Here is a 26,250-nt window from a genome sequence, read left to right as displayed (position 1 = left end):
GCAAACGTTTGTACAGGATGCTGCAGGATAGATGCGCCTTTTTCTATGGCTAATTTGTGGGCAAACAATTGCTATGCTGCGCTTGCTGTTAATTCGTTCCGCATTCCTGTTTCTGTTTTTTTCAATTGCGGTTAATCTCTCTGCACAACTGCGGATTCCCGGTATTTTTTCCAACAACATGGTGTTGCAACGCAACAAGCCGGTTCCGGTTTGGGGAAAAGCAAATCCCGGTACAAGCATTACAGTTACATTTCAGTCGCAACAAAAAAATACCGTTGCCGGTGCAGATAGTAACTGGATAATTACACTCGATCCGTTAAGTACTTCTGCAACGCCCTCCACACTTACAATTAAAGGCAATGAAACCATTTCGTTTGCGAATGTGTTAGTGGGAGATGTGTGGTTATGTTCCGGTCAGTCGAATATGGAATATCCGTTAGACCGAACCTTGAAGCGTTATGCAGCACCAAAGAAAGGAACCGATCCTTCGGAAGCTGAGTTGAAAAGTTCAAACAAACCCGATGCAATCCGTTATAGCTATGTTGAACGGGTGTTGAATCAATATCCGGCACTTCCAACAAAAGGCTGGGTGAATGGTAACGATACCATTGTGCGTTATGTATCGGCCATCGGTTACTTTTTTGCCAAAGAGATTTTTGAACAAACAAATGTGCCCATCGGTATCATTTCAACCTCATGGGGTGGTACACGTATTGAACAATGGACACCCGATTGGGCTTATGCTTCATCACCCATCTTTAAAGATTCAACTGTAAAACCAAACTATAAAATTGATGGCATGCATCCCGGCCAGATGTACAAAGGCATGTTTGAACCATTGGTACCGTTTGCGGTAAAAGCTGTTTTGTGGTACCAGGGCGAAAGTAATTGCATGATCGAAGATCAATCGACGTACAAAGAAAAGTTCAGCATTTTTATCAATGCATGGCGCAAGGTGTTGAAAGATGAAACGCTGCCTTTTTATACCGTACAGATTTCGCCTTATTTATACACTGCACGCAAAGATTCCAAGCCACATACACCCGAATTACTCGCTGAGTTTTGGGAAGTGCAGACGGAATGCACCGAATTGCCTAATGTGCACATGGTTGTTACAACCGACCTGGTTGATAATTTGAAAGACATTCATCCATCGTATAAATGGACCGTAGCGCATCGTCTGGCATTACAGGCGTTGCATAACAGTTATGGTCAAACGAAGATTGAAGCATACGGACCAACCTATGTTTCGCACAAGATAAAGAAGAACAGCATCATTGTTCAATTTTCACATACAGGAACAGGACTTGCAAGCAGCGATCAACAACCGCTGAACTGGTTCACGATTGCGGGTGCCGACGGAGTCTTTGTTCCTGCCACAGCAGTTATCCGCAACAACACAGTTGTTGTTTCAGCAAAAGAGGTGAAGAAACCTAAACAGGTTCGCTTTGCCTGGAACGAAACAGCACAACCCAATTTTGTCAACAGCGAAGGATTACCTGCGTTACCCTTCCGTACTCATTAAGATAACTAACTACTTACGTTTGCCATGTTGCTTTATTTAAAAAAAGGAATCATTTGTTTACTGTTTCTCTGTTGTGTTACAGCGCAGTTGTTTGCACAACGTAAAATGGAAAAGCTCAACCGTGGTACTGTTGCGGTGCGGGTTAACAGTTCGTCGGTGTTTATCAGCTGGCGTTTGTTTGGTACTGAAACCAATTCTACTGCGTTTAACATTTACCGTGATGATATAAAGCTGAATGCCCAGCCCATTAACGGTGCCACCAACTATACCGATCAAACAACTACGAATGGTGTTTATAAAGTAAAAGCTGTTGTCAACGGGGTAGAGGAAAGTACTACTGTTGCTGCTACTGTGTGGGCAAAACAATACTTGCAGATACCCATTCAACAACCGGCAGGCGGCACTACACCCGATGCGGTTGCCTATACCTACACCGCAAATGATGCGAGTGTGGGAGATGTAGATGGTGATGGTGAATACGAAATCATTTTAAAATGGGATCCAACAAATTCAAAAGATAATTCGCAATCGGGTTATACAGGCAATGTGTATCTCGATGCCTATAAAATGAATGGCACACGTTTGTGGCGGATTGATTTGGGTATCAACATCCGTGCAGGGGCACATTACACACAATTTTTAGTGTACGATTTTGACAGCGATGGTAAAGCGGAAGTAGCTTGTAAAACAGCTGATGGTACAAAGGACGGTGTAGGAACAATTATCGGAAGTTCAACTGCCGATTACCGTAACAGCAGTGGTTATGTTTTAAGCGGACCGGAATATTTAACGGTCTTCAACGGATTAACAGGTGCAGCTATGGATACGAAACCATACACACCTGCAAGAGGAACGGTAAGCAGCTGGGGTGATAGTTATGGCAACCGTGTGGATCGTTTTATTGCAACGGTTGCTTGTCTCGATGGAGTAAATCCAAGTATGGTATTTGGTCGTGGTTATTACACACGTTTGGTACGTAGTGCATGGGATTTTAAAAACGGACAGCTAACACAACGCTGGATTTTTGACAGTAATACAAGTGGCAATGGTGGTTATGCCGGTATGGGTAATCACCAGTTGATGACGGCAGATGCAAATGGCGATGGAAAAGATGAAGTGTACAGCGGCTCCAGTGCGGTCAATTACGATGGCACAGGTTTTTTTACAAATACGTTGGGGCATGGCGACGCATTGCATATAACCGATCTTGATCCTGATCGTCCCGGCCTGGAGTTTTGGCAGTGTTACGAAGAACCTGCAAAGTATGCAGGTAAAGGATTACGTTTAGTTGATGCAGCTACCGGTGTTCCTATCTGGGGCGTTAATGCCACAGGCGATATCGGGCGTGCATTGGCTGCGGATATTGACCCCCGTTATAAAGGTTACGAGTGTTGGGGCGCTACCGGTTATCTCTACAATGTAAAAGGCGATTCGATCGGGCCATCAAGGCCAAGTATGAACCACGCTGTATGGTGGGATGGCGATCTGTTGCGTGAGCTGCTGGATGGTGATGTGCTGGATAAATGGGATTATACCAGTAATAAATCTACACGGTTGATTACGTTGTACCAGGAGGCATGGGGTTATGGCGGTTCCAATAATTCAACGAAAAAGAATCCTTGCTTAACTGTTGATCTTTTAGGCGACTGGCGTGAAGAAATTATTCTGCGCAGTACCGATCAGCAGTTTTTGAATATCTACACAACAGTCAATCCAACAACCCATCGCATTTATACACTCATGCACGATCCGCAATACCGCATGGCCATTGCGTGGCAGAATGCAGCGTATAATCAACCGCCACATCCCGGTTTTTATTTGGGCGATGGGATGAACACGCCGCCGACACCAAACATTCAACTGGTGGAAAATATTGCTACTCCGGTGAGTAATGTACAACGTGAAGTAATGGCTGTGGATGTATATCCCAATCCATCTGTAAAAACATTTCGCATCAAAGCCAACGGAAGTTTTCGTTTTTACATCTACGATGCAGGCGGTCAACTGCAGCAACAGGGTACAGCCATTAATCAAATTGAAACAGGTGCTCAGTTAGGTACGGGTATTTATTTTATAAAAGTGATGACTAAAAAACAAACAACTACAGTCAAACTCATTAAACAATAATATGCATACAGTGAAACAGGTATTCGTTCTTCTTTTGTTATGTGTTACCGGTATTGCTTCAGCACAACAGGTGGTTGCACCTGAGTGGACAAAGAAAGTGGGTGCAAGAAGTTTTCCTTCAGGAAAATCAATTTATTATGTGAACAGCTACGGAGCTGTAAGTGATACAGTAACGGTGAATACAAACGCCATTCAAAAAGCGATTGATGCCTGCGCAGCAAAAGGCGGTGGCATTGTTGCGTTTAAACCGGGTACGTATGTAACCGGTGCTGTCTTTTTAAAGAACAATGTGCATTTACGAATCGATAAGGGCGTGTTGATCCTTGGCTCGCAAAACTTCGATGACTACCCGGATATGGATACCCGTATTGCAGGTTTGGAAATGAAATGGCCTGCAGCCTTGATCAATGCAGTGAATGTAAAGAATGTGGCTGTTACAGGTGAAGGTGTGGTGAATGCAAGAGGAAAGTTTTGCTGGGATAAATATTGGGCCATGCGGAAAGACTATGATACCAAAGGCCTGCGCTGGATTGTTGATTACGATGCCAAACGTGTACGCACATTACTTGTTCAAAATTCAACGGATGTTTCCATCAAAGGATTAACGTTTAAGAATGCGGGTTTCTGGACCGTGCAGTTGCTGTATTCCTCTTATCTGACAGTTGATGGCGTAGTGATCAAGAACAACGAGGATGGCAGTGGCCCAAGTACCGATGGTGTTGATGTGGATTCATCGAGCTGGGTATTAATCCAGAATTGTGATATTGATTGCAACGATGATAATTTCTGTTTAAAAGCCGGAAGAGATTGGGATGGCTTACGAGTGAATCGTCCGACAGAATATGTGGTGATACGCAAATCAATTGCAAGAAGAGGAGCAGGGCTTGTTACACTCGGCAGCGAAACATCGGGCAGCATCCGTCATATTTATTGTACCGACCTGTATGCCAAACACACCGATAATGGTTTGCGTATTAAATCGGCAACCACTCGTGGTGGTGTAGTGGAAGATGTGTACTTCGTTAACTCTGTTTTAGATTCTGTTCGTAATGCCTACCAGTTTAATTTAAACTGGTATCCTGCCTATAGCTATTCCGAATTGCCGAAAGGTTATACGATGGAAACGGTGTCTGCACATTGGAAATCGATGTTGCAGAAAGTAACGCCTGCTGAAAAAGGAATTCCTGCTGCACGGAAATTTGTTATACAAAACGTAAAGATCACCAATGCACAAAAAGCATTTGAGATAAACGGTCTTCCAACATCATTGCTGGAAGATTTTCAGTTCATCCATTCCATTATCACCGCCAACACATTGGGCTCAATGGAATATATTAAAGGCTGGAAGTTCATCAATACAAGTATTGATGTATCAACCAAGCCTGTTGAAAAGAAAAAAGAACCGGCAGGAATTGAAGAGCAAGAGCGTCTAAAAGGTTAGTTTGGATAATGGATAGTTGATAATTTATTAATTGAATTCAAAAGATACAATGCGAAATAAATCATGGTCAGTTGGCTACGCACAACTCACTACTCACCACTCACGGCTTTTTTTGCTGGTGCTTATTGCATGCATGTCATTGTTTACGTCACAGGCACAATACCGTATGGAGTTTCTCACCCGTGGTGTACATGCAGTACCGGCAGGTAACGGAAATGTTTTTGTCAGCTGGCGGTTGCTTGGCATCGAAGATCAATCGCTTGCGTTTAACCTTTACCGTACAAGCAATGGTAAAACAGTTAAGCTTAATAAAGAGCCGATACAAAAAGCAACAAACTATACCGATGTGGCTGTTGATACCAATGCGGCACATACATATACAGTTAAAGCTATTATCAATAAAAAGGAAGAGGCAAAAGGCGAGTCGTTTGTATTAGCGCCAAATGCAAAACCATATCTCTCTATTTCTTTACGAACTCCACAAGGCTATTCAGCCAACGATGCAAGCGTAGGTGATGTGGATGGTGATGGTGTGTATGAAATTATTGTGCACATGACGGGAAAGGCCAGAGATAATTCGCAGGCGGGTATTACTGATCCGCCGATTTTTCAATGCTATAAGATCGATGGAACTTTTTTGTGGGAGATCAATCTCGGAAAAAATATCCGTGAAGGTGCACACTACACGCAGTTTATGGTGTATGATCTGGATGGCGATGGCAAAGCAGAGATTGCGATGAAGACAGCTGATGGTACGGTTGATGCAAAAGGAACGGTGATTGGTGATGCAACAAAAGATTACCGCAACGAACGGGGTTATATTTTAAGTGGCCCGGAATATTTAACGGTGTTCAATGGCTTAACAGGCACGATCATTTCTACTGTTGATTACGATCCGCCACGTTATCCCACACTCAATCCAACTACCGATGAGTTAAAGAAAGTCTGGGGCGATGGTTACGGCAACCGCATGGATCGTTTCCTTGCATGTATCGCTTATCTTGATGGTAAGCATCCATCGCTGGTGATGTGTCGTGGTTATTACACAAGAACAGTTTTGGCAGCGTGGGATCTGAAAGACGGGAAACTGGTGAAACGCTGGACGTTTGACAGTGCATTACCCGGCAATGAAAAATTTGGCGGACAAGGCAATCATAATTTAACCGTAACCGATGTAGATGCTGATGGTAAGGATGAAATTGTATACGGACAAATGACCATTGATGATAACGGACAGGGATTGTACAGCACTGGTATCGGTCATGCGGATGCTTTACATGTAAGTGATCTGGATCCAAGCCGTCCGGGTTTGGAAGTATTCGGTATCCAGGAAAAATTTGGCGATGCGGGTGCAAACTTTCGTGATGCAAAAACAGGTGAAGTGATCTGGAAGAAAGCTTCGGTAAAAGCGGGTGAAGATGGCGAAGGCCCCGGTCGTGGTTTGGCATTGGATATTGATCCACGCTATCCCGGTTATGAATGTTGGGTGGCAGGTGCAGGCATACGGGGTTTGTTCGATAACAAAGGAAATGTAATTATTGATAAAACACCGCCCTGTAATATGGGTATTTACTGGGATGGTGATGCCTTGAGTGAAATACTGAATGGGGTGTATGTTGGCAAGTGGGATTATATCAACAGTAAAATGGATAAAGTATTTGATGGTCGTGATTATTCTTGTGTAAGTAACAACGGTACCAAGTCCAATCCCTGTTTAAGTGCAGATCTGTTTGGCGACTGGCGTGAAGAGATCATTGCACGTACTGCAGACAGTAAAGAGCTGCGTATTTTCTCAACAGCTATTCCAACGGATATTAAACTGTACACGCTCATGCATAATCCGCAATACCGTTTAAGTATAGCGTGGCAGAATGTAGCATATAATCAACCGCCGCATGTAAGCTATTATTTAGGTGATGGTATGCAAACACCGGCAAAACCGAATATTGTTATCGTTACTAAAAAATAAATTGTCTGTTTGTGGCAGATCAGCATAAACGAAAACAAATGAAATTCATACAAGCACATCAACGGATCTTAAAATTACTGTTGCTGTTTTTTGCAACAAGTTCATTCATTGTACTGCATACGCAAAAACCAACCTTGTACCTCATTGGCGATTCTACTGTGCGTAACACCAACCGTCCGCAATGTGGTTGGGGCGAAATGATCGGTTCGTTTTTCGATACAACGCAAATCAGCATCAGCAACCAGGCAATGGCGGGAAGAAGTACCAGAACATTCATTAAAGAAAAACGCTGGGAGAAAGTATTGTCGACTTTACAACAAGGCGATTATGTAATCATGCAGTTTGGTCATAACGAAGGCAGCAAGCCCGATACTTCACGTAATGGCTATCGTGGTGTGTTGCGTGGTACAGGCGAAGATTCGGTAAGTCTTACCTGGAAGGACAGCAGTATTGAAGTGGTGCATAGTTATGGATGGTACCTGCGTAAGTTTATTCGTGAAGCGAAAGAGAAAGGTGCTACGCCGATTGTCTGTTCGATGATTCCCCGCAACCAATGGACAGATGGCAAAGTGCGTTTGGCGAATAATGATTTTGGTAAATGGGCCAAAGAAGTGGCAGAAAGCGAAGGCGTATTTTTTATCGATTTAAATAACATTACTGCCGAAAAGTACAATGTATTAGGTGAGGCAGAAGTAGCGAAGCTGTTTTATAAAGATCATACACATACCAATGAAGATGGAGCAAAGATCAATGCGGCATCGGTGGTGGAAGGCATGAAGTTGCTGAACGGCTTATCGCTCATCAACTATTTATTAAAATGATTTCAACTTATAAAAAATGAAAAGACTTTTATTCGCTGTTATTGCTGTTGCAACCATGTCGTTCACGCTGCTGCAAACCAAACCGGTGTTTTATATTATTGGCGATTCAACAGTGCGCAACGGTTCGGGTACAGGCAGTAACGGACAATGGGGCTGGGGTAGTTTTGTGGCCGACTATTTCGATACCTCCAAAATATCGATTCAGAATCATGCAATGGGTGGCCGCAGCAGTCGCACGTTTATCACCGAAGGACGATGGGAAAAGATTACGGCTAATTTAAAGAAAGGCGATTATGTGATTATGCAGTTTGGACATAACGATGCAAGTCCGTTAGACGATACTGCACGTGCAAGAGGAACGATCCGTGGTATTGGCAATGATAGTTCGGTGATCTGGAATCCCATCCGTAAAGTACAGGAAACCGTGTACAGTTTTGGCTGGTACATGCGTAAGTATGTACGGGAAACAAAAGCAAAAGGTGCAGTGCCGATTGTTTGTTCCTTGATACCTCGTAATAACTGGAAAGATGGAAAAGTGGGTCGGTCAACTGATAACTATGCATTGTGGGCCGAACAAATTGCGAAAGAAGAGGGCGCATACTTTGTTGATCTGAATAAACTGATTGCTGATAAATACGATGAACTGGGAGAAGCAGAAGTGAGCAAGTTTTTTCATGGCGATAAAACACATACCGGACTGGAAGGAGCGAAGATGAATGTGGAGATTGTTATTCAGCAATTGATCTTACAAAACCCCGGTGAACTTGCACGTTATATTGTAAAGAAATAAACGCTCTTCGTCACTGCGAAGAACGAAGCAGTCTACATAGATTGCATCATGCCTCGCAATGACGTTACTCCTAACAACACTAAAACTATTTATATGCCACGCATTGCATCACGCATGAAAATCTTTAAAGGCCAGGAAGAAGAATACAAACGTCGTCACGACGAACTCTGGCCCGATCTGGAAGATCTGCTACATCAAACAGGCATCAGCGATTACAGTATTTTTTTAGATGAAGCCACCGGTGATCTGTTTGCTGTATTGCAGGCCGAAGATCCGGCAAAGCTCAGCGATCTGCCCAATCATCCGGTAATGAAAAAATGGTGGGCGTATATGAAAGATATTATGGAAACAAATCCGGATAATTCGCCTGTGAGTACGCCGTTGAAGGATGTGTTCTATATGCAATAATTAAAACAGCGTTTTGCTGCCGCCAAACTTTGCTTCGTGTTCCAATAACCATTGTTTGCGATGCAAACCGCCTGCATAGCCGGTTAATTTTCCATCGGCTCCAACTACACGATGACAGGGAATGATGATGGCCAACGGATTTTTTCCATTGGCAGAAGCTGCTGCACGGATGGCTTTTACATTACCCAAACGTTTGGCCATGTGCAGGTAGGTGATGGTTTCTGCATAAGGAATCTGTACCAACTGATCCCATACGCTTTGTTGAAAAGCTGTTCCTGACGGGCGTAACGGCAACTCAAACTGTTGCAGCTTTCCCGCAAAATAAGCATCCAGTTGTTGCAAAGCTTTTTGTAAAAGGGGAGTTGCAGCAGTTGGTTCATTCTTCTGTTCATCCATAAAAGAGGCAAACGTTAAATAGCCATCTTCTTCTACCAGTTCAATAAAACCGATCGGTGAATGGTAATAAGCGATATGCTGCATTGCATCAGCCAACAGTGCCTCCGTTTTGTACCGGTTTATCCGGCGTTAATAATACCACCTTGTTATCGGCATCATATACACCTAATACCAGGCATTCGCTGAAGAAGTTGGCTATTTGTTTTACAGGAAAATTGACAACTGCAACAATCTGTTTGCCGATGAGTTCTTCTTTGCTGTAATGATGCGTGATTTGTGCAGAGGAACGTTTCATGCCCAGCTCACCAAAATCGATGAGCAACTGGTAGGCGGGTTTGCGTGCATTGGGGAAATCATTTACTTCAACAATGGTTCCGGCTTTGATCTGAACTTTTTCAAAATCGTTCCAGCTGATCAACTCATTCATAGCTGTTGTTTAGTTGCGAAGCAAGTGAAAGCAAGTCCTGCTTTTTGTAATTGTTTTTTTCATTATCAAAACAACGGGCATATTCTTCAATCATACGTGCAACAACCTGTTTGTTTTCCAGCGGTTTAAAGTAGGAGGCAGATGGCGCAAGATTGATGCGCTTGAAATAGGTTTCAACATCTTTGTGCGAAAAAATCTGTCCGGTTGCTCCATCCATGTAAAACTGGATATGTTGCGGCGGAAAGTCATTGTCAATCTCCGATGGTTCATCGTCAAAATATGCGAGGATAAACTGCCTTGGTATATTGATCATGTAGAGATTTATATCCAGCATGTGCGAAAGGCTTAACAACAGCATCCCAATCGAAATGGCATTTCCTTTTTTCGACTCCAGCAATTTGTGCAGCAGAAATTCATCCGGGTTGTTGTAATTAATTTCAACACCTTTTACCTTGTAATAATTGAAGATGATATTATTGAGCACATTTACTTTTTCCAGCGCTGTAAGAAAGCTGTTCAGCTCCAGCCACACATTACGTCTGATTTTTTCCAGATCCTGGTAGTTGCTTGCTAAATTCAGATCGGGGTATTGGTAACGACTCACCAATAAAGCACCTGTAAACAGGTCATGTTCTTTATCGTTGGCCCATGCATTGAAATCAACCTGAAGATCACGATAGTGTAAACTGTGGATCAACATTTCAATACGCTCCTGGGTATATTCATCAGGTGTATTTTCCCACAAATGCTCGAGGTTGGGGATGATCTGCTTACCCAGGGAGATGATTTTTTCACTCACCGTTGAGTATACTTCGGAATCAGGATCATCAATCAGGTGAAGCAGGGCTGTTATCTCTTTTGTTTGTTCCATTAAGGGCTTTCAATCTATGATGCGGTAAAACTGTGTTTTAAATTGCAAAAACTGTGAAACTTTACTGAAAAAAGTTGTTCACAGCTGTGTGAATGAAGAAATAGGCGCTTTGGAAACAATTTTATAAATGCGCTAAGTGCAACCACTTATGCGTAATTCATGAAACTATCAAATTACAGAAATTGTTAAGTTGTGGAAGCTTTTAGTATGTTTTATTGCAGTAATATTGGTCTATCAAATCCAATACTTAAGAAATCCAAAGGCGAAAGCCAATTAAAATCCAAAAGTAAGAAAGGCCTGTTTTTAAATCCCGACCCAACCCTATGCAAAGCTAACGGCTTCTGTACCTAAAAGAGAACGGACAAGAAACAAAAAATTCTCGAAGCCAAATAAGAATCCTCAACTACGGTTGAGGATTTTTTATGTCGGTAACTCAGGAGGCATGCGTAAAAAAAGCGCCCGGTAGAGCGCTTTCTTTTCGTTGTTTTCTCAGAGTGTTTTCATGTCAAGTACAAACCTGTACTTCACATCATTCTTCAACATCCGTTCATACGCTTCATTAATTTGTTGTACCGGTATTAACTCAACATCGGCTACAATATTCTTTTCCGCACAATAGTCGAGCATTTCCTGTGTTTCCTGCATACTGCCAATCATGGAACCGATTACGCTTCTTCTGTTGGTGATGAGCGAAAAAGGCGACAGTTTGGGATCTTCTGATGGTAATCCCACCACCAGCAATTTACCATTCAGGCCAAGCAGATCGAGATATGCAGTGAAATCGTGCGGTGCACTTACGGCATCCAGCAGCACATCAAAATAATTTTCATGTGCTTTCATTTGTGCTTTGTTGCTGGTAACGAGAAAACCATGTGCACCTAACCGTTTTGCATCGGCCTCTTTTGAAGGCGATGTGCTCAGCACTGTTACTTCAGCTCCAAATGAAACGGCAAACTTCACCGCCATATGTCCTAAACCACCCAAGCCAATGACGCCTACCTTCATACCCGGACCGACCTGTGCAAAACGCAACGGAGAGTAGGTGGTAATACCGGCGCATAGTAAGGGGGCTACTGCTTTCAGATCGAGAGAGTCTGCAACATGCAATACAAATTTTTCTTTCACTACTATCTGCGATGAATAACCGCCTTGCGCAATAGTTACACCATCCCGTTCTTTTGCATTGTAGGTACCTGTTGCACCATCTAAACAGTATTGTTCATAATTGGCCTGGCAGTTTTTACAGGTGCTGCAACTATCGATAATAACGCCCACACCAACGGTATCGCCCACTTTAAATTTTGTTACGGAAGAACCGATGCTCACCACTTTACCCACAATTTCATGACCGGGTACCATCGGATACATCGAGCCGCCCCATTCGTTACGGGCCTGGTGTAAATCGCTGTGACAAACACCACAGTATAAAATTTCTACCTGTACATCATCTGCACGCAAATCTCTTCGTTCGAATGAAAAAGGTACAAGGGGAGAAGCCGCATCGAGTGCAGCGTACGCTTTTGTTGCAATCATCTTTTTTACGTTTTAGTTCTGAAATAACAGATTGCAAGATAAACGGTTCAAACAGATCAAAAAGAGTTTTTGCTTACCTGAAAGAGTTGAGCACAAGTACACCCGCCAAGCCAATGATGGAGATTGCTGTTTCCATCACTGTCCACGATAGAAAAGTTTGTTTGAGTGAGAGCTTGAAGAATTCTTTATACATCCAGAAGCCGGAATCGTTGATGTGCGAGCCGAATACGCTGCCGCTGCCAACGGCTAAAACCATCAACTCGGGTGATGCCGCTCCGCTTGTTACTAACGGTGCAACAATACCCGCAGCGGTAATACCTGCTACCGTTGCAGAACCAATTGTAACACGTAATAAAGCCGTAATCACCCATGCAAAGATGAGCGGTGGCATTTGCCATTTGCTGCTGAAAGAAGCAATGTAATCGCCGGTGCCACTGTCCTGCAACACCTGTTTAAATACACCGCCGGCTGTAATGATGAGTAAGATCATGGCGATGCCGGAAATACCATCGTTGAGCCATTTCATTTGTTTGTCCATGCTGATCTTCTTCCGCACACCAAACACGTAAAACGCCAACAATACTGCAATGAGCAAGGCAATGGTTGAATCGCCGATAAACAGGCAAGCGGTTTTTAAGAATCCATCCGTTAAGAAATTTTGCGCTACCACAGCAAGCGATATTAATAAAACAGGTAGTAAGGCAATTAAGAAGCTTGGTAAAGCAGATGGCAGTTCTTTGATTTCTGTTTCGGCAGAAGAAAAAAGATTTACATCAGAAGATGAAATACCTTTTACTAATCTTCCAAGGAAAGGCCCGGCTACAATTACTGCAGGGATGGCAATGAGAATGCCATACATCAACACTGTACCCATATCTGCTTTAAAGGCGTTCACCAATACAACCGGGCCGGGATGCGGTGGTAAAAAACAATGCGTGGTGCTGAGTGATGCGGCCATTGGTATGGCGATGTACAAAAGCGGTAATCCTGTTTTACGTGCCAGCATAAAAACCAACGGTACAAGAATCACAAATCCTGCATTGTAATAAAGCGGAATACCAATTAAAAAACCCGTGAGCAACACGGCCCATTGTATATTCTGTTCGCCGAATTTTTTGATGAGCGTGATGGCAATTTTTTCTGCAGCACCACTTGCTTCTAAAATTTTGCCGAGTACAGCACCAAGACAAAGGATCAACGCCAGTCCGCCCAAGGTACTGCCCACACCTTTTTCAATTGATTTCAACAAAGCAGGAGCAGGCATACCCAATGCTAGCCCTGCAAGTATTGCAACGATCAATAACGAAATAAACGGATTAACTTTTTTTACAGTAAGAAACACCTGTAAAAGAATTGCGCCAAGTATAATAAGTAACTGCATGCAAACAATCGTTGAGCACTGTCGTAAACGACAGCAAATTTTTATTTACCGGGAACTGCCATTACAGCCTGCAATGCAGGTTTGGGTTGGCGCTGACGATCCCATAACAAAGGATAATTGGTACGACGTGGTATGGGGTAATCATTTTTCCAGTTCATGCCATCGTGCACACCCCACAACGTAACACGGTCAATCTTCTCTTTTCGTTTGTAAAAGATACTGAAAAGTTCTGCATACCGGTTGCTGAGTAAACGTTGCACACTATCGGGTAATCCTTTTTGATAGGGATCTAAATAGGTTTTGAACTCTTCCAGTTGAAACTGTTTATCGGCCATTCCCTGTCCGATGATCTGTCCTTCTTTTGTTAAAGGCAATACATCCACATCCAGTTCCGTAATCATCACTTTTACATTGCAGGCAGCATAAGCATCAATCGCATCCTCAATGTATTTTGTTTTAGGATAGTTCAATCCCCAATGGCCTTGAATGCCCACGCCATCAATACGGAGGCCTTCTTTCTGCAACATCTTTACCAAACGTACAATGCCATCACGCTTTGATGGACGCCATGCATTAAAATCGTTATAATACAATTCTGTGTTGGGTGCATATTGTGCTGCAAACTTAAATGCATATTTCACAAGGGTGTCACCATTACCAAATGCATTGACCCATGTGGTTGGGCGATAGTTGCCATCCTCATCAATCACTTCGTTCACTACATCCCATGCATGTACACGTCCGGCATATCGTCCGGCAACTGTTTGTATATGACTCCGCAACCGTTCAATCTGTTCTTCTTTGCTGTTTGGTTTTCCCTGTGCATTTGTAAAAAACCAGGCAGGGCATTGATTGTGCCACACCAATGTGTGACCAATGATAAACATGTTGTGTTTTTCACCAAAGGCCACAAAATCATCGGCCGGTTTGAAATTAAACACACCCGGTTCGGGATTGATCAACGCTGCTTTCATTACATTTTCAACAGTGATGGAATTGAAATGATTGATCACAATATCCTGCGATGCTTTATCTGCACCCGATGTAATGGTTGGTGTAACGGCAGTACCAATGCGGAATGCATCTTTGTACACATCCTTCAATGTTTGGCCGGGTGCAATCGTTCGATTTGCTTTTTTCATGGAGACGAAACCTATAGCCGCAAGCGGCAATACAACTGCTAAATAGCGTAACTGTTTCAACTGATCTTGTTTTTTTGAATGATCGCAAACGTTTACTTCACGGTGTTCACCAATTCACCAATGCCTTGAATGGAAATGCTTATTTCATCATTGCTTTGTAACGTGAAATCACTGCCGGGCACAATGCCTGTACCGGTCATAATTAAACAGCCATGCGGAAAAGAAGCTTCCCGATAAATGAACGAAACCAGTTCCTGCGGCGTACGTTTCATTTGGCTGATGGCGATCGTTCCTTCAAATACCACAGCAGCATTACGCTTGATGGTAAGTTGAATGGTTGTATTTGGGTCGAGTGGTTCGTTTGTAAGATACACACAGGGACCCACAGCTGCACAACCATCGTATGTTTTTGCCTGTGGCAGGTACAAGGGATTTTCACCTTCGATACTGCGGCTGCTCATATCGTTGCCAACAGTATAGCCAATGATTTTTCCGGATGATGTTACCACCAATGTGAGTTCCGGTTCCGGTACATCCCAGGTACTGTCTTTGCGGATGCGTACATAATCGTTGTTGCCTACCACACGATGAAAAGTACTTTTGAAAAAACATTCCGGGCGTTCGGCTTCATATACTTTGCTGTAAAAATCGGCACCACCTGCTGCTTTGCTTTCTTCCTGCCGGCCCACCATGCTGCGATAGTATGTAACACCACAAGCCCATAATTCCTGGTTGCTGCCCATGGGTGCTAAAACATCTTTTACTGCTGATGCATCCACTGCAGGTAGTTTCGCCACAAGTGCAGTTGCTTTTGCAAGTACGTTATCATCATTGATAAATGTATCCCAGCTTTCATCGGGAACTGCAAAAAACTGATTGTTGTGTTCAATTACAACGCCTGCTTTCGTTTTAAATAATTTCATTGTTATAGCTATGATATTTGATCGTTAAAATTTAATCTCTCAGTTTTACACGCAGCACCTGCATATCGTTGGTGATATACATGGTTTTTTCATCGGCTGATAATGCCACATTGGAAGTATGTTCATCCACCCGTATTTTACCGAGCAGTTTTGCTTCGCTGTTGAAGATCCAGATGCCGCCGGGACCACTGGCGAATACAATTCCCTTGCTGCTGATCTTTAAACCATCGGGCAATCCTTTCAAGCCTTTGCGTTCGTTGGCTGTGCTGTAAAAGATGCGACCATTGGTCAATGCATCACCGTTTACATCATAAATGTACCAGTTCGGTTTGCGGGGATCGGAGCAGGCGATGATCACTTGTTTTTCACCCGGCAAAAATGCAATACCGTTGGGGCGGGGGATAGAATCAACCAACAACACCACTTCGCCATTGGTCTTAACTTTATATACGCCGTTAAAAGCAGTTTCTTTTTTGGGATCACGATCGCTTTGTGTTTCCAAGCCATACGGAGGATCGGTAAAAAATAATTCACCTGCACTGTTGTATGCTGCATCATTGGGACTGCTGAAACGTTTACTATTATATTTACCGGCAATAGAACTATAGTTGGGCATTGGTTTATCCAACGGTGCATTCATACGTGCCATTTGCCTGTTACCGCATTGGCACAATACAAGATTGCCGTTTTTATCCAGCAACAATCCGTTCGATCCTTTTTCACCGCCTCTCGTTTCTGTACCGGTGTAGCCGGATGGAGTAAGATATACTTCTTTGCCTTTTGCTTCTGTCCATTTGAAGATGGTGTCTCTTGGTACATCGGAGAACAAAAGCATCTTATGCTTCTCTACCCAAACAGGACCTTCGCACCATTCAAAACCTTCGGCAATAATTTCAATCACTGCCTCTTTTTTGATGATTGCATCCAATGCCGGATCAATCCGTTCAATTGTACCTGTTGTTTTATACATCGATTGTTGTTGCGACTGTACATTGTTGCAGGATAAAAGACTTGCAATCAGTAATGTGTATATCGTTTGCTTCATGATTAGTTATTCAAAATCCGTTTGTATCAGTCGCACCAGCGTCATCAGCGTTTCTATCATCAATGCGAATCTCTTGTTACTTCACAGCCCGAACTTCCCTGTAAGAAATCCAGATCAGCACCTTTATCCGCACCCATCACATGTTTAATGTACAAACTTACATAACCACGTGTAGCCGCCGGTTGTGGTGCAACCCATGCTGCTTTGCGTTTTGCTAATTCTTCATCGCTAACATGCAGATGCAATAAACGTTTCTCAACGTTCAATTCAATCATGTCACCATTCTGTACCAATGCCAATACACCACCAATGGCACTTTCAGGCGATACATGCAAAACAGCTGTACCATACGCCGTGCCGCTCATACGTCCATCGCTGATGCGTACCATGTCTTTAATTCCTTTCTCCAATATTTTTTTTGGCAATGCCATATTACCCACTTCGGGCATACCGGGATATCCAACAGGTCCTACATATTTCAACACCATTACACAGGTTTCATCAATATCCAGTTCCGGATCATCAATGCGTGCATTGTAATCTTCTATGCTTTCAAAAACCACTGCACGACCGGTATGTTTCATGAGTGCAGGTGTTGCAGCCGATGGTTTAATTACAGCGCCATTGGTTGCTAAATTTCCTTTCACCACCACACAGCCTGCTTCGGGAATAAACGGTTTGTCGTATGCAGCAATCACATCTTCATTGTAATTGTCGGTGTTGCCGATTATATTTTCATGATGATTTTTTCCTGTTACAGTGATGACGTTTTTGTGCAGGTGTTCTTTCATTTCATTCAAGATCACCGGTAACCCACCTGCGTAATAAAAATCTTCCATCAAATATTTTCCGGATGGCATGAGGTTGAGCAGGAGAGGGATCTTGCTGCCGAGTGCATCAAAATCATCGAGGCTCAAGTCAACACCAATGCGTCCGGCAATTGCTATAAGATGAATAATGAAATTCGATGAACCTCCAACCGCTGCATTTACTTTGATTGCATTTTCAAATGCTTCACGTGTAAGAATTTTATCGATGGTTAAATTTTCTTTTACCATTTGCACAATGCGTCGTCCGCTGAGTTGTGCCATTACTTTTTTGCGACTGTCAGCAGCAGGTATAGCGGCTGCACCACTCAATGTTAAACCCAATGCTTCCACCATCACCGCCATGGTACTTGCAGTCCCCATCGTCATACAATGACCGATGCTTCGGCTCATACAACTTTCTGCAAACTCCACATCTTCCTGGCTCATCTTGCCCGTCTTCATATCTTCATCAAACTTCCAAACATGTGTGCCACTGCCGATGGTTTGTCCTTTGTAACGTCCGTTTAACATGGGGCCGCCGGGAACAACAATGGTTGGTAAACCTACACTGGCTGCACCCATTACAGTAGATGGGGTTGTTTTATCACAACCCGTTAATAACACTACACCATCCATCGGGTTGCCACGAATACTTTCTTCTGCATCCATGCTCGCCAGGTTGCGAAACAACATCGCTGTTGGTTTCAGCAATGTTTCACCCAAACTCATAATCGGAAACTCCACAGGAAAACCGCCTGCTTCCAGTACACCACGCTTCACTGCTTCTGCATGATCACGAAAGTGAGCATTGCAGGGAGTAAGCTCACTGAATGTATTGCAAATGCCGATCACCGGTCGTCCATCGAACATATCGGTTGGCATTCCCTGGTTCTTCATCCAGCTGCGGTAAATAATGCCGTCTTTATTTTTCTTGCCGAACCAATCGTGGCTTCTTAAATGTGTGCTCATCTTTTTCTGTTTATAAATTTCATGGTTGCCTTGCTGGCTAATTTAAATCTTTATTCGTCTTCTCACCATTAATTAAACGCCAAATACCTAATGTGTTTTCATTTTTCAGTTCTGCCGGCAATAAAACATCGGGCATGTTTTGATAACAGACCGGTCGTGTAAAACGATTGATAGCTGCTGTACCCACAGATGTAGACTTGCTATCGGTTGTAGCAGGAAACGGACCACCATGCACCATCGCACTGCAAACTTCCACACCGGTAGGAAATCCATTAATGACAACCCGTCCCACTTTTTGTTCAAGTATATGAAGCAGTTCTTTATATTCTGCCAGCTCAGTCTCTGTTCCATGAACAGTAGCGGTAAGATGACCGGAAAGCTTTTTAGCAATACTGATCATTTCTTCTTTTCCACGGGTGGTGACAGCAATACTTGCAGGACCGAATATTTCTTCACTCAGCTCCGGATTGCTTTCAAAAGTGACACTGCTTGTTTCAAACAATATCGGTGTCGCATAGTTGCTTTCACTGTCTTTTGCAGCAGAGCCTGTTGCCAATTGTGCCACACCGTTTACATGCAACTGCTGTTCTACGGCTTTGCTGTACGACTGATAGATAGCAGGCGCCAACATTACACCGCCATTTGTTTTTTCAAACTCCTGTTGCAACAGATTTTTAAACGCATCTTCATTTTCATTATAAAACAAGATGCCGGGATTTGTACAGAATTGTCCAACACCCAATGTTACTGAGCCTGCATATCCTGCGGCAATAGCAGCTGCTCTTTCTTTCATGGCCTGTGGTAAAATAAACACAGGATTACTACTGCCCATTTCTGCATAAACAGGTATCGGTTTCGGACGACTTACCGCTGCATCGTACAAAGCTTTTCCACCTTTATACGAACCCGTAAAACCAACGGCTTTGATGTGCGGATGTTTTACCAACTGGATACCGGTAGTTGGCCCATCGCCAAACAATAAAGAAAAAACACCATCGGGCATATTGGTTTTAATAGCTGCTGTTTGAATGGCCATACCAATGATGGATGAAGTGGCAGGATGAGCACTATGCGCTTTTACGATTACGGGGCAACCGGCTGCCAATGCAGAAGCTGTATCGCCGCCGGCAACAGAAAATGCCAATGGAAAATTACTTGCACCAAACACCGCTACCGGACCCAATGCAATCTGCATGTAGCGTATATCGGGTTTGGGTAGGGGAGCACGATCAGGTATTGCTGTTTCAATTCTTGCATCCACCCACGAACCTTCCCGTAACAATGCCGCAAACATTTTTAATTGATTAACCGTACGGCCTCTTTCACTTTCAATACGGGCCTGTGGCAAACCGGTTTCGCTGCTGCAAACGGTTATTAAGTGAACGCCGGTATTGTTAATTTCTTCTGCTATGCATTCCAGGAACGCAGCTTTTTCCGCTCCGCTTTTTTTATAGTACAACTGAAAAGCAGCTGCCGCTTTTTCGGCTGCAAGATTTACTTCTTCCGTTGTCGCTTTTGCAAAAACATATTCATTGTTTACACCGGTAGCAGGGTTGAATGAGTAAAACGTTTCTGTTCCTTCTGCTGATGTATTGAACCCAATGATCTGCGTCTTTTTTATCATACTTCAATTTTCATTTGTGGCATGTATACGTACGGAAAAGACCCTTTGTAGATACAAAAGGTCTATGCCGACGATTGTTTACTGTTGAGTAATGAACATTTCCTCTTTATCTATAACCTATAACAAATACGTTCATGCTTGCTAATTATCCCAGAATACACGGGAGGTTAATTTGTCGCCGCCAATTGCTGTGGATGCAGCCTGGTAGTTGGCCGTGTTTGCAGATGCTTCTGCATCAGGATAAGACATTCTTCTTACAAAACCACCATTTAACTTGTTGTTGAAAAGATTAGGATTGAGGGTAGGGAAGCTGCTTCTTCTGAAATTAGCAAAGGCTTCACTACCATTCCTGATATTCGCAATCCAGTATTGTGTATTGATGAGTTTCAACGCATCAGTTGGGTTGTATAATACTGAAGGATGATTGATGTACGCAGTTACTTCTGCACCTGGCACAGCTGCAGTTCCGGGATAAAGCGTATACGCCGCAATGTCTGCAGTAATTGCCGCTTCGTAGTAGGTTTTTGCTGTTGCATCACCACCTGGAATCCATCCTCTTTTTGCTGCTTCTGCCAGCAAGAGCGAAGTTTGCGCATAGGTTACATACATATCCGGCGCAGCTGGTGAACCAACCGTCCACACATTGATTTGCGAATAGTTTAAACCACCAGATCGTGCACCTCTGTAGGGACTTCCTGTTGCTGTAATCTGACCATCTGTTACTCCAATCGGTACACCAAACTGATTCGCTAAAACCGTATCAGGGTTTGGTTGAGAAGAAACATTACCGGGGTTAGAGAAATTGGCAACAATGAATCTTCCACGTGGATCATTGGTTGATTTCAATTGATTCACGAATGGCTCAGCAGCGTAGTTAAACTGTGAGAAGTTGCGCAATGTAGCATTATCAAGTTGGGTATATAATGTACCATCGTATTTGATAAATGCATTGTCACTGTTGGCCGTCATAACGCCACCTGCAAATGCTTCTGCAACGATGCTCTGCGCTTTGGTGGTATTGATCTTTGAATAACGCATACCCAAACGTAACATCAGCGAATAGCCTAACTTTTTCCACTTGGCAACCTGGTTGGCTGCATTGGAGGTTCTTGTGGTTGAATGTCCATTGGTACCATAAAAAAGATCAGCAGCAACAAAATCACCTGAGGGATTCATGGCATTAATGGCTGCTTTCAGCTCTGCATACAGGTTGTCATAAATGGCTGCATCATCATCGTATTTCGGATAGAAGATCAGATCACTGATGCCTTTACCTGCATCGAAGTAAGGTACATCGCCATAAGTATCAACCAAACCCATAAATACCTGTGCTTTCCAGATGCGGAGCATGCTGAGTAAGTTGACACGTGTAGTGCTGTTGCCGAGTATATTAATGGCCTGTACAAGGTTTTTTACAGGAGGAAGATTACCGTTGGCCAAACCTGCATACGACTGATCCCATTTGGGTGTGCTGATGCCATCAATATCTTCATTGAAGTTAAAACCAAGTGTTGCACCTGTATTGTAAGGCGAAACAAACTGCTGTACAATGGTGTGTTCTGCCGCCCAGGTACCTAAGTGCGAACGTTGTGCACCGGCGAGTAAAAGAGCAGGATCAACCGTATTGGCAGCGTATGGATTTGTGTTAACCTTTACAAAATCTTTATCGCAACTTGCAAGCAAAAAACCAGCGCTTATAAAAAGCAGTAGTTTAAATCGTTTTGTCATATACATTAGAATTTGACGTTTAAAGTAAGATTGTAATTACGTGTTGTTGGCAAAGAAGAGTTCTCATAACCTGCACGGATATCACCCGATGATTGAATGGCTTCGGGATCAAGACCGGGAAGATCTTTATACAGTATCGCTACGTTTCTGCACGATGCTGAAAGTGAAAGTCCTTTTACGAATTTTAAGAACGAAGACTTCTTCAACAGGTCGTAAAAATCGTATGCCAACGAAATGTTGCGGAGTTTTACAAAATCTGATTTAAATACGAACGGATCGCCAATCTGCAGATTTCTGTAATCGGTATAGAACGTTTGTAAACCATTACCTGCAACGGTGATTTTTGTCGTGTTTGGTAAACCTGTGCTTTCATAAACCGCAGGGAAAATTAAACCATCCTCACGACCAACCAACGACAACTTGCTATGTCCTTGTCTGGTCATGTTCAACAGGGTAGAGGAAATAACGGTACCACCAAACTTGTAATCGAAATGCACATTCAGGCTAAAGTTTTTATACGAGAATGTATTGTTCCAACCACCGGTGAACTTAGGAATAGAACTGCCCACAGGGAAGAAGCCATTACCTACAGGGCCACCTTGCGACTCGAGTAAACGACCATTGTTACCAACAACAATTTCGCCTTTTGCATTTCTTCTGTACGTTCTTGTGTACAGTTGGTTCATAGCTAAACCTTCGGTGTATCTGATTTCACCGAGGAACTCATTACCTGTACCGTTAAAGTAAAGCAGTAAACGAGTGCCGCTTGGTGTACCTACGTCCAGTACTTCTGTTTTAAGAAAGGCATTGTTCCAGGAGGTTGTCCATTTAAAGTTTTTGCCTTGTACGGCTTTGTATTCAATCAATGTTTCCAGACCACTGTTTTTTAACGATGCTACGTTTTGTTTAAACCCGGTGTAGCCCGATGCAGATGAAAGCACCACATCTACAATCTGGTCTTTAGTAACCTTATCGAATGCGGCAACATCAATCATCAACCTGTTTTTAAACATGCGCATTTCCAAACCAATTTCTTTCTCGGTTACTTTGAAAGGAGCAAGTAATGGATTGGGTACGTTGCTGCCATTTACACTTGCAAGTGTTTGGTTATTGAATGGGTTTTGATTGTAACCGTAGGTTAATACACCTTCGTATGGGCCAACACCGGCAATACTGCCCACTTCTGCCCACGAAGCTCTTAACTTACCATACTGTAACCATTTTACATTTTTCATTAACTCAGAAAAAATGAAACTACCTGAGATCGATGAATAGAACTTACTGTTATAATCGGGATTGAGAACAGAGAACCAATCGTTTCTTCCTGTAAAATTCACATACAGCATATTGTTGTAACCAAGTTCTGCTAATCCATACAACGAATTGATGCGGCTGCGGGAATAACCAAAGTTTTGCGTTTTAACGGTACCATTCGGAATAGAATACAAATCGGGACCGCTGAAGTTGGTAGCTGTTTGACTGGGACTTCTAAATTCTGTACGCAACGTGTTGCCGCCAAAACTTGCATCAACAGAAAACTTTCCAAACTCATGCATCGAGCCAATGAGAAAGTCTGCATTGATATCGGTTGTGGTTACCTGGCTTAAGTTGTAGCTGCCTCTGTACGTACCATCGTTATTCACCAAAACCTCTGCTCCGGATCCGTTGAGTGTATTCCACTCTGCAAAGTTGTCGCCACGGTCGTAGTTGAAACGGCCTTGTGCATACAACCAGCTCGCAAGATCGTAACGCAGTGTTGCTGTTCCGAGGAAACGATTTCTGTCTTCTTTATAACGCTGGCCTTTCTGTAAGGTATAATAAGGATTGTTTACAGTGCCAAGGAAACCATTGGTTTTAAACTCTGCACCTGCCGCATTGATTGCACTGTTTTTATATGCTTCAATTGGGGTGGAAATGGGCATGCGGTTAAAGAAGTTTACTGCACCATCACCCTGTGTACCAATTTGCGGAGGATTGATGTAATCTTCATCTGCATAGTTGATGTTTAACTGCAACTTCAGTTTTGAAGTGATGCTGTGATTGATACCTACATTGAAAATTCTTCTTTTATACTCGTTGCTTGGCACAATACCTTTTGCACCTGTGGTAGAAATAGAAGCTCTGAAACTTCCATTGGCACCACCGCCCGATAAACCAAGTGTGTTGGTGAGGTTGGTTCCTGTTTGCAAAAAGTCGAACAGTTGAAATGGATGAGCAGAGTAGGGACGCATCTGACCATCAAAGTTGATCGTTGGCTGTCCATCTAATTTTGCTCCCCAGCCCCATTGTCCGTTTGCCTGTACTTGACCTGCAGTAGTAAACTTCACACCACCTTGTCCCTGGCCATATTCTGTTTGTACAATTTCATCCATGAAGTTCAATGCATGCGATGTGGTATAGCTTGAAGTGAAATCAACACCAATACCTTGATTTTTTTGACCTGATTTTGTGGTAATGATAATTGCACCTGTTGCAGCTCTTGAACCATACAAGGCAGCAGCAGTAGATCCTTTTAATACCGTGATCGATTCAATATCATCGGGGTTGATGTTGGCAAGGTTATCACCACGGTCACGTTGCTGTCCGCCACCTTCAGCACCTCTTGCTCCTTGGTCTAACGGAAGACCATTGACTACCAGCAACGGGGAGTTGTTAGCGCCTGCAAAACCTACCTGTCCACGTAAACGAATCTGGTTACTGGCGCCTGCACCTGCTGCAGGAGGCGTAATATTTAAACCGGCAACACGGCCTGTAAGCGATTCGCCAATATTGATGGTTCGCTGTTTTACCAGTTCATCGGAGTTAACAGAGGTTGTAGCATAACCCAGTTTTTTGGAAGCACGTTTAATGCCCAAAGCTGTTACAACAACTTCTTCCATGACTGCTTCGCCACGGCTCATGGTTACAGCAACGGAAGCTCTGCCATTAACAGGAACTTCTACTGTTGTAAAACCCACAAAGCTGATGACCAGCACATCTTTACCTGCAGCGTTGATGCTGAAGTTTCCAGATGCATTTGTTGTGGTAGCCTTGTTTGTACCTTTTACTGTTACGGTAGCTCCGTTTACCGGATTTTTTTCCTCATCCAGCACAGTGCCGGTAACAGTTTGTGCATTTGCTGCAGTAAAAATGCTGAGGAAGAAAAATGAAAACAGAAGCCGGATCAAACCCGTTTTTGTTGCGGGCTGAAATTTTACCTTCATAATGCAATCGTTTTGGTTGAGTGATAAATGGCTGGGCATACTGATGATACAGTTGCCCGGTTTTAGAATCTTACGCTAAAGTATCCAGACAGTCAACCAAAAACTTCCAATTAAAAACTTCGGTGAATTTTATAAATGCAGATGAGATAAATTCATTTTCTTTATGAAGTACTGTAATTAACGAAACGATTGCAACGAACAACGGCCAGCGGTTCGTTCTGTATTTTATATGAATCAATTTGTACTTAGCCATACCACTGCTTCCGAATTACGATTATTTCCACATATTGTTGAAATAGGTGTAGTGAAGAACAGTGCCATCCGCCTCAATGGTTTTCCAAGTACAACAGACCGTTGTTTAAAATTATATTATATACAGGAAGGTAAATTTGAATGGAGCATTAATGAACGGCCCTATACGCTTTATCCGGGCGATGTGGCATTGATTTTACCGGGCAATGAATTTGGTAATCGAAACAATGTGCTGGAGATCGGTTCTTTTGCATGGATACATATACAGGTAAACAAGAATGAAAAGAATGAACTGGTAACAGGAGCATGGAGCAGTTTATCGGAAGCAGAGTGTCATGCCATCAGCAAAGTATTACAGGCCGACAGGATACCCATTCTTCAAAAATTTACAGAAGCCGGTACAATTCTTAAGTCCATCCAGACAGAATTGTTTACGCAAGAGATAGGTTGCCAGGCAAGAGTGAATCATTTAATCGATGAAATATTTATACAGGTAAGCAGGCAGTTTACACGCATGTCGAATCCCGGCAGAGATTTCCCCAAAACATTTACAAAGCTGGAGCAGGAGTTGCGCAACAATTTATCGCATCAATGGACAGTTGAAGAAATGGCTGCATTTGTTGGGTTAGGTACAACACTGTTCAACGAAAAAGTAAAAAGCTATTCCGGATTTTCGCCGTTAAACTATCTCATCAATATCCGTATTTCAGAAGCCATCAAATTACTGAAAGTACCCGATATCAGTTTAACAGATATAGCGTTGGATACAGGCTTTTATTCATCACAGCATTTTTCTACTACGTTTAAAAAATTAACCGGTTATACGCCCAGCGAATTCAGAAAAAATCATTTGGGAACAAACTAAT

20 protein-coding genes are annotated in these 26,250 nt (G+C 43.0%); 8 read left to right on the top strand and 12 right to left on the bottom strand.

Annotated features, from left to right (window positions below; genetic code table 11):
• Positions 1-73: 73 nt before the first annotated feature.
• The 7 genes from IQ13_RS03725 to rhaM all read left to right on the top strand — a co-directional run bounded on the left by IQ13_RS03725 (position 74) and on the right by rhaM (position 9,081).
• Entirely contained in the window at positions 74-1,525 is a 1,452-nt protein-coding gene (locus IQ13_RS03725) for a sialate O-acetylesterase (RefSeq protein WP_158637294.1), read from the top strand.
• A gap of 24 nt (positions 1,526-1,549) precedes the next feature.
• A complete protein-coding gene (locus IQ13_RS03720) occupies positions 1,550-3,652 on the top strand; it encodes a rhamnogalacturonan lyase family protein (RefSeq protein WP_144884626.1) in 2,103 nt (700 codons plus the stop codon).
• A 1-nt stretch (position 3,653) separates the two neighbouring features.
• Positions 3,654-5,093, top strand: coding sequence for a glycoside hydrolase family 28 protein (locus tag IQ13_RS03715; RefSeq protein WP_144884624.1), 1,440 nt, complete (start codon positions 3,654-3,656; stop codon positions 5,091-5,093).
• Positions 5,094-5,142: 49 nt separating this feature from the next.
• Positions 5,143-7,062: a rhamnogalacturonan lyase gene (locus tag IQ13_RS03710; RefSeq protein ID WP_199758160.1), complete on the top strand. Its 1,920-nt coding sequence runs from the start codon at positions 5,143-5,145 to the stop codon at positions 7,060-7,062.
• Between the two features lie 38 nt (positions 7,063-7,100).
• Positions 7,101-7,883, top strand: a complete 783-nt coding sequence (locus tag IQ13_RS03705) for a rhamnogalacturonan acetylesterase (protein ID WP_144884622.1) — start codon at positions 7,101-7,103, stop codon at positions 7,881-7,883.
• 16 nt (positions 7,884-7,899) lie between these two features.
• Positions 7,900-8,673, top strand: coding sequence for a rhamnogalacturonan acetylesterase (locus IQ13_RS03700; RefSeq protein ID WP_144884620.1), 774 nt, complete (start codon positions 7,900-7,902; stop codon positions 8,671-8,673).
• A gap of 93 nt (positions 8,674-8,766) precedes the next feature.
• Positions 8,767-9,081 (top strand): L-rhamnose mutarotase, encoded by a 315-nt coding sequence (gene rhaM, locus IQ13_RS03695; RefSeq protein ID WP_144884618.1) that lies wholly within the window; start codon positions 8,767-8,769, stop codon positions 9,079-9,081.
• Here the strand turns inward: rhaM and IQ13_RS03690 are convergent, their stop codons facing one another.
• The 12 genes from IQ13_RS03690 to IQ13_RS03635 all read right to left on the bottom strand — a co-directional run bounded on the left by IQ13_RS03690 (position 9,082) and on the right by IQ13_RS03635 (position 25,132).
• Entirely contained in the window at positions 9,082-9,573 is a 492-nt protein-coding gene (locus IQ13_RS03690; protein ID WP_242009472.1) for a methylated-DNA--[protein]-cysteine S-methyltransferase, read from the bottom strand. It lies immediately after the preceding gene.
• Positions 9,566-9,904 (bottom strand): tRNA-binding protein, encoded by a 339-nt coding sequence (locus IQ13_RS03685; protein ID WP_144884616.1) that lies wholly within the window; start codon positions 9,902-9,904, stop codon positions 9,566-9,568. The genes IQ13_RS03690 and IQ13_RS03685 overlap by 8 nt, the downstream gene beginning before the upstream one ends.
• Positions 9,897-10,775 carry a transglutaminase family protein gene (locus IQ13_RS03680; RefSeq protein WP_144884614.1) on the bottom strand — a complete coding sequence of 293 codons (879 nt, stop codon included), beginning with the start codon at positions 10,773-10,775 and terminating at the stop codon, positions 9,897-9,899. The genes IQ13_RS03685 and IQ13_RS03680 overlap by 8 nt, the downstream gene beginning before the upstream one ends.
• 489 nt (positions 10,776-11,264) lie before the next feature.
• Complete coding sequence (locus tag IQ13_RS03675; protein WP_144884612.1) at positions 11,265-12,308, bottom strand: NAD(P)-dependent alcohol dehydrogenase; 1,044 nt, start codon at positions 12,306-12,308, stop codon at positions 11,265-11,267.
• 73 nt (positions 12,309-12,381) lie between these two features.
• Positions 12,382-13,689, bottom strand: a complete 1,308-nt coding sequence (locus IQ13_RS03670; protein ID WP_144884610.1) for a gluconate:H+ symporter — start codon at positions 13,687-13,689, stop codon at positions 12,382-12,384.
• Between the two features lie 41 nt (positions 13,690-13,730).
• Complete coding sequence (locus IQ13_RS03665; RefSeq protein WP_199758159.1) at positions 13,731-14,891, bottom strand: endo-1,4-beta-xylanase; 1,161 nt, start codon at positions 14,889-14,891, stop codon at positions 13,731-13,733.
• Between the two features lie 32 nt (positions 14,892-14,923).
• Positions 14,924-15,754 (bottom strand): fumarylacetoacetate hydrolase family protein, encoded by an 831-nt coding sequence (locus IQ13_RS03660; protein WP_144884608.1) that lies wholly within the window; start codon positions 15,752-15,754, stop codon positions 14,924-14,926.
• A 31-nt stretch (positions 15,755-15,785) separates the two neighbouring features.
• Entirely contained in the window at positions 15,786-16,799 is a 1,014-nt protein-coding gene (locus IQ13_RS03655) for an SMP-30/gluconolactonase/LRE family protein (RefSeq protein ID WP_144884606.1), read from the bottom strand.
• Between the two features lie 59 nt (positions 16,800-16,858).
• On the bottom strand, positions 16,859-18,577 hold the full coding sequence (locus IQ13_RS03650) for an IlvD/Edd family dehydratase (protein ID WP_144884604.1): 1,719 nt from the start codon (positions 18,575-18,577) through the stop codon (positions 16,859-16,861).
• 37 nt (positions 18,578-18,614) lie between these two features.
• Positions 18,615-20,201: an aldehyde dehydrogenase (NADP(+)) gene (locus IQ13_RS03645; protein ID WP_144884602.1), complete on the bottom strand. Its 1,587-nt coding sequence runs from the start codon at positions 20,199-20,201 to the stop codon at positions 18,615-18,617.
• Between the two features lie 141 nt (positions 20,202-20,342).
• Positions 20,343-21,929, bottom strand: a complete 1,587-nt coding sequence (locus tag IQ13_RS03640; RefSeq protein ID WP_144884600.1) for a SusD/RagB family nutrient-binding outer membrane lipoprotein — start codon at positions 21,927-21,929, stop codon at positions 20,343-20,345.
• A 5-nt stretch (positions 21,930-21,934) separates the two neighbouring features.
• Positions 21,935-25,132, bottom strand: a complete 3,198-nt coding sequence (locus tag IQ13_RS03635) for a SusC/RagA family TonB-linked outer membrane protein (RefSeq protein ID WP_144884598.1) — start codon at positions 25,130-25,132, stop codon at positions 21,935-21,937.
• 229 nt (positions 25,133-25,361) lie between these two features.
• Between IQ13_RS03635 and IQ13_RS03630 the strand changes: the two genes are divergently transcribed.
• Complete coding sequence (locus IQ13_RS03630) at positions 25,362-26,249, top strand: AraC family transcriptional regulator (RefSeq protein WP_144884596.1); 888 nt, start codon at positions 25,362-25,364, stop codon at positions 26,247-26,249.
• Position 26,250 lies beyond the last annotated feature (1 nt).

It is taken from the genome of Lacibacter cauensis (assembly GCF_007830055.1).
In the GTDB taxonomy this organism is placed as follows: domain Bacteria; phylum Bacteroidota; class Bacteroidia; order Chitinophagales; family Chitinophagaceae; genus Lacibacter; species Lacibacter cauensis.
This window is presented reverse-complemented; position numbering and strand designations above follow the sequence as displayed.

Bases quoted from the DNA above. Each gene is read 5' to 3' on its own strand.
- rhaM (WP_144884618.1), top strand. From the start codon at position 8,767: ATGCCACGCATTGCATCACGCATGAAAATCTTTAAAGGCCAGGAAGAA.
- IQ13_RS03645 (WP_144884602.1), bottom strand. From the start codon at position 20,201: ATGATAAAAAAGACGCAGATCATTGGGTTCAATACATCAGCAGAAGGA.
- IQ13_RS03670 (WP_144884610.1), bottom strand. From the start codon at position 13,689: ATGCAGTTACTTATTATACTTGGCGCAATTCTTTTACAGGTGTTTCTT.
- IQ13_RS03685 (WP_144884616.1), bottom strand. From the start codon at position 9,904: ATGAATGAGTTGATCAGCTGGAACGATTTTGAAAAAGTTCAGATCAAA.
- IQ13_RS03700 (WP_144884620.1), top strand. From the start codon at position 7,900: ATGAAAAGACTTTTATTCGCTGTTATTGCTGTTGCAACCATGTCGTTC.
- IQ13_RS03675 (WP_144884612.1), bottom strand. From the start codon at position 12,308: ATGATTGCAACAAAAGCGTACGCTGCACTCGATGCGGCTTCTCCCCTT.
- IQ13_RS03650 (WP_144884604.1), bottom strand. From the start codon at position 18,577: ATGAGCACACATTTAAGAAGCCACGATTGGTTCGGCAAGAAAAATAAA.
- IQ13_RS03720 (WP_144884626.1), top strand. From the start codon at position 1,550: ATGTTGCTTTATTTAAAAAAAGGAATCATTTGTTTACTGTTTCTCTGT.
- IQ13_RS03715 (WP_144884624.1), top strand. From the start codon at position 3,654: ATGCATACAGTGAAACAGGTATTCGTTCTTCTTTTGTTATGTGTTACC.
- IQ13_RS03705 (WP_144884622.1), top strand. From the start codon at position 7,101: ATGAAATTCATACAAGCACATCAACGGATCTTAAAATTACTGTTGCTG.
- IQ13_RS03655 (WP_144884606.1), bottom strand. From the start codon at position 16,799: ATGAAGCAAACGATATACACATTACTGATTGCAAGTCTTTTATCCTGC.
- IQ13_RS03640 (WP_144884600.1), bottom strand. From the start codon at position 21,929: ATGACAAAACGATTTAAACTACTGCTTTTTATAAGCGCTGGTTTTTTG.
- IQ13_RS03630 (WP_144884596.1), top strand. From the start codon at position 25,362: ATGAATCAATTTGTACTTAGCCATACCACTGCTTCCGAATTACGATTA.
- IQ13_RS03635 (WP_144884598.1), bottom strand. From the start codon at position 25,132: ATGAAGGTAAAATTTCAGCCCGCAACAAAAACGGGTTTGATCCGGCTT.
- IQ13_RS03710 (WP_199758160.1), top strand. From the start codon at position 5,143: ATGCGAAATAAATCATGGTCAGTTGGCTACGCACAACTCACTACTCAC.
- IQ13_RS03725 (WP_158637294.1), top strand. From the start codon at position 74: ATGCTGCGCTTGCTGTTAATTCGTTCCGCATTCCTGTTTCTGTTTTTT.
- IQ13_RS03680 (WP_144884614.1), bottom strand. From the start codon at position 10,775: ATGGAACAAACAAAAGAGATAACAGCCCTGCTTCACCTGATTGATGAT.
- IQ13_RS03660 (WP_144884608.1), bottom strand. From the start codon at position 15,754: ATGAAATTATTTAAAACGAAAGCAGGCGTTGTAATTGAACACAACAAT.